Origin of the sequence: Streptomyces lonarensis, from assembly GCF_012033735.1 — a bacterium.
In the GTDB taxonomy this organism is placed as follows: Bacteria; Actinomycetota; Actinomycetes; order Streptomycetales; family Streptomycetaceae; genus Streptomyces; species Streptomyces lonarensis.
Genome location: NZ_JAAVJD010000363.1, coordinates 1 through 3,546 on the forward strand (window position 1 = coordinate 1; position 3,546 = coordinate 3,546).

The window sequence follows — 3,546 nt, forward strand, 5'->3', positions numbered from 1 at the left end:
GGTGCGGGCGCCCCGGTCCGGGACCGTTCGCCGCCGCGGGCCGCGATGGGCGACAATGGCCCGGCCGTCGGTGCGCCGGCGCCGCACCGCCCGACCGCCCCACCGTGACGCCGAGGAACCGCCCGCATGACCGAGACCGCTGTCGCAGCCGGGACCGCCGCCCTCCCCGGAGCGCTTGCCCCGCCGTTGGCGATCGGCCCGCACACCGTCTCCCCGCCGGTGGTGCTCGCCCCCATGGCGGGCATCACCAACGCCCCCTTCCGGACGCTGTGCCGGGAGTTCAGCGGCGGCCGCGGGCTCTTTGTCAGCGAGATGATCACCACGCGGGCGCTGGTGGAGCGCAACGCCAAGACGATGCGGCTGGTCCACTTCGACGCGGACGAGACGCCGCGCTCCATCCAGCTGTACGGCGTGGACCCCGACACCGTCGGCCGAGCGGTCCGCATGATCCGCGACGAGGACCTCGCCGACCACATCGACCTCAACTTCGGCTGCCCGGTGCCGAAGGTGACGCGGCGGGGCGGCGGCTCGGCGCTGCCCTACAAGCGGAACCTGCTGCGTTCGATCCTGCGGCAGGCCGTCGGCAACGCCGGGCCGCTGCCGGTCACGATGAAGATGCGCAAGGGCATCGACGACGACCACCTCACCTACCTCGACGCCGGCCGCATCGCCGTCGAGGAGGGGATCACCGCCGTGGCGCTCCACGGCAGGACCGCCGCCCAGCACTACGGCGGCACCGCCGACTGGGACGCCATCGCGCGGCTCAAGGAGACGGTCCCGGAGATCCCGGTGCTCGGCAACGGCGACATCTGGTCGGCCGCCGACGCCGTCCGCATGGTGCGGGAGACCGGCTGCGACGGGGTGGTCGTCGGGCGCGGCTGCCTGGGTCGGCCGTGGCTGTTCGCCGATCTCGTCGCCGCGTTCGACGGCCGCGGCCCCGACGCCGCCGCGCGCCCCTCGCTGGGCGAGGTCGCGGCGACGATGCTGCGGCACGCGACGCTGCTGGGCGAGTGGCTGGAGGACGAGAGCCGGGGCGTGATCGACTTCCGGAAGCATGTCGCCTGGTACACCAAGGGGTTCCCGGTCGGCTCCGACCTGCGGCGGTCGCTCGCCACCGCGGCGAGCCTCGCCGAACTCGCCGAGTTGCTGGACCGGTTGGACAAGGACGCGCCGTGGCCGCAGGGCGCCGACGGCCCCCGCGGCAGGACCTCCGGCCGCAACCGGGTGGTCCTGCCGGACGGGTGGCTCGCCGACCCCTACGACTGCGCGACCGTCACCGCCGACGCCGAACTCGACACCTCCGGCGGCTGACCCGCCGCCTCGGCGAACGCCGCGGGCTCCGCCCCCGGCCCGCCGCGGCCCGCGGCGACCGCCCGTCGCAGGGCGAACGGCGTCGCGGCGGTCCAGGCCCGCGGTCCGCAGGCGTGCGGGTGCGGGACGGGCGCGCTCCGCCCGTCCCGGCCGTACCCCGCCACCACCTCCGGGAGCCGCCCGCCCGGCGTCTCGGCCGTCGCGACCACGGCTTCCGCGACCCGGCGGGCGTGGTCCGCCAGCCCGTACCGGGCGAGGCCGAGCGCCAGCACCGCCGTGTCGTGCGCCCAGACGGCGCCCCGGTGCTGGGAGAGCGGATGGTAGGCGGGCTGGCCCGCCGCCAGGGTGCGCACGCCCCACCCGGAGTAGAAGTCCGGGCGCAGCAGCCGGTCCGCGGCCCGTCGCGCGAGCTCCTCGTCGAGCAGCCCGGACCACAGCACATGGCCGGCGTCGGAGGAGAGCGAACCGACCCGGGCCCCCTCCCCGTCGACGGCCGGCGCCGGGAGGTCGTGCTCCGGCATCCAGAAGTCCCGGACGAACCGCTCCCGCAGCGCCCGGGCCGCCGTCTCCAGCTCGTCGGCGTACCCCGGGTCCGCCCAGCTGCGGCGGGCCAGCGCCGCGGTGCGGCGCAGCGCGGCGTAGGCGTAGCCCTGGGTGGCGGCGGCGCTCAGCCTGCCGCGGGCGGGGGTGCCGTCGGCGTGGCAGATGGCTCCGGGGGAGTCCTTCCAGGACTGGTTGGCGCGGCCGCCCTCGTCCGGTCGGTACACCAGGTAGCCGTGGGTGCCGAGGCCGCCGTGCTCGACCATCCACCGCACCGCCGCCCGGGCGGCGGGTTCCAGGCGCCGGGCGGTCCCGTCGTCGCCGGTCGCCTCGGCGTGGGCGCCGAGAAGGACGAGGAAGAGCGGCGTGGTGTCGAGCGCCCCGTAGTAGCGGGCGTAGGGCACCTGGCCGAAGTGCGCCAGCTCCCCGCGCCGCATCTCGTGGACGATCTTGCCGGGCTGGGCCACGCGGTCCGGCTCGTCCGCGGTGGCCTGGGCGGCGGCGAGGGCCAGCAGGGTGTCCACCGCGTCCGACGGCCGGCGGTCGAGCGTGAAGAGCGAGGTGAACAGGGCGTTGCGGCCCAGCAGGGTGGCGAGCCAGGGGACGCCGGCGGCGGGGACCCGTAGCGGCTCACCGTCCGGGCCGGTGGCTGCGGTCCCCAGTGCGGCCAGGTCGGCGGCGCCCTGTCGGCAGAGAGCGTCGAGTTCCGGCCACGATCCGGCGGGCGTCGCGGCATCGGAGACGGCGTCGCCGGCGGGTTCCGCGGCCGGCGCGGCGTCGTCCGGCACCGGTGCGGCCGGGGTCCCCGCCGCGCCGTCCGCACCGTGGGGCAGCGGGGTGACGCGCAGCGTGACGACGACGGCCTCGCCGGGGGCGGGGCGCAGCCGCCAGACCAGTCGGCGGGCGCCGCTGCCGGTCTCCTCCACGGCGTCGGGGGCCGGTTCGGCGGTGATGAGGGTGCGGCTGTGCCATTCCTGCCGCCGGTAGCCGAGTTCGATGCCGTCGGGGAGCGCCCGGCGGCTGCGGACGGCGTGCGGCTTGTCGTACCAGCGGTGGTCGGAGCGGAGTTCGAACTGGTCGGCGAAGTCGGCGTCCACGGTCATGGCGAGGACGACGGTGCCGGCCGGCGCGCGGTTGGCGACCAGCCGCAACTCCTCGACGAGCGTGCCGTGTTCCAGGCGCTGTTCGCGGAAGACGGTGTGGGCGGGGGGTTCGGCGCCGCGGCCGCCCGGGATCAGCGCCGAGCGGGCGCGGGGCCCCGCTGTGGCGGGGGCGAGCACGACGGGGGTGGTGCCGTCGATGGTCAGCTGCCAGCGGCTCAGATGCCGGGCGTCGTCGGCGAACAGGCCCTCGGGGACGGTGCCGCGGGCCCCGGTGATGTCACCGGAGGGCCCGATGGCGGCGAAGGCCCCCTCGTGCACCAGAAGTCTGTGGTGCGTCGCGTTCATCGTGCGCAGCCCTCCCTGGAGTTCTCACGTCTCGTACCGCGCCGCGGCACGGGGGTGCCGCGTGGTGCTGCTGTGCTGTGCTCGCCTTCCGGGCGCGGCGTGGGCTCCGCCGCGGCACCGGTCAGCCGCCGGGGACGGGTCGGGTCGGGGTGACGCGACCGCGGTCGGAAGCGGGTCGGGGTGCGCCGGGGGGGCTGTCGACCGGGGCGGCCGCGGGGACGGCGGGACCGGCGGGGGCGGTGCGGGC

Annotated in this window: 2 protein-coding genes; one reads left to right on the top strand and one right to left on the bottom strand. The window is 77.0% G+C overall.

Annotated features, from left to right (window positions below):
• The first annotated feature begins 126 nt into the window (after nt 1-126).
• Nucleotides 127-1,311, top strand: a complete 1,185-nt coding sequence (gene dusB, locus HCN56_RS24455; RefSeq protein WP_167974663.1) for a tRNA dihydrouridine synthase DusB — start codon at nt 127-129, stop codon at nt 1,309-1,311.
• Here the strand turns inward: dusB and HCN56_RS24460 are convergent.
• Complete coding sequence (locus HCN56_RS24460) at nt 1,257-3,299, bottom strand: amylo-alpha-1,6-glucosidase (RefSeq protein WP_167974665.1); 2,043 nt, start codon at nt 3,297-3,299, stop codon at nt 1,257-1,259. The two genes, dusB and HCN56_RS24460, sit on opposite strands and share 55 nt — an antisense overlap.
• Nucleotides 3,300-3,546 lie beyond the last annotated feature (247 nt).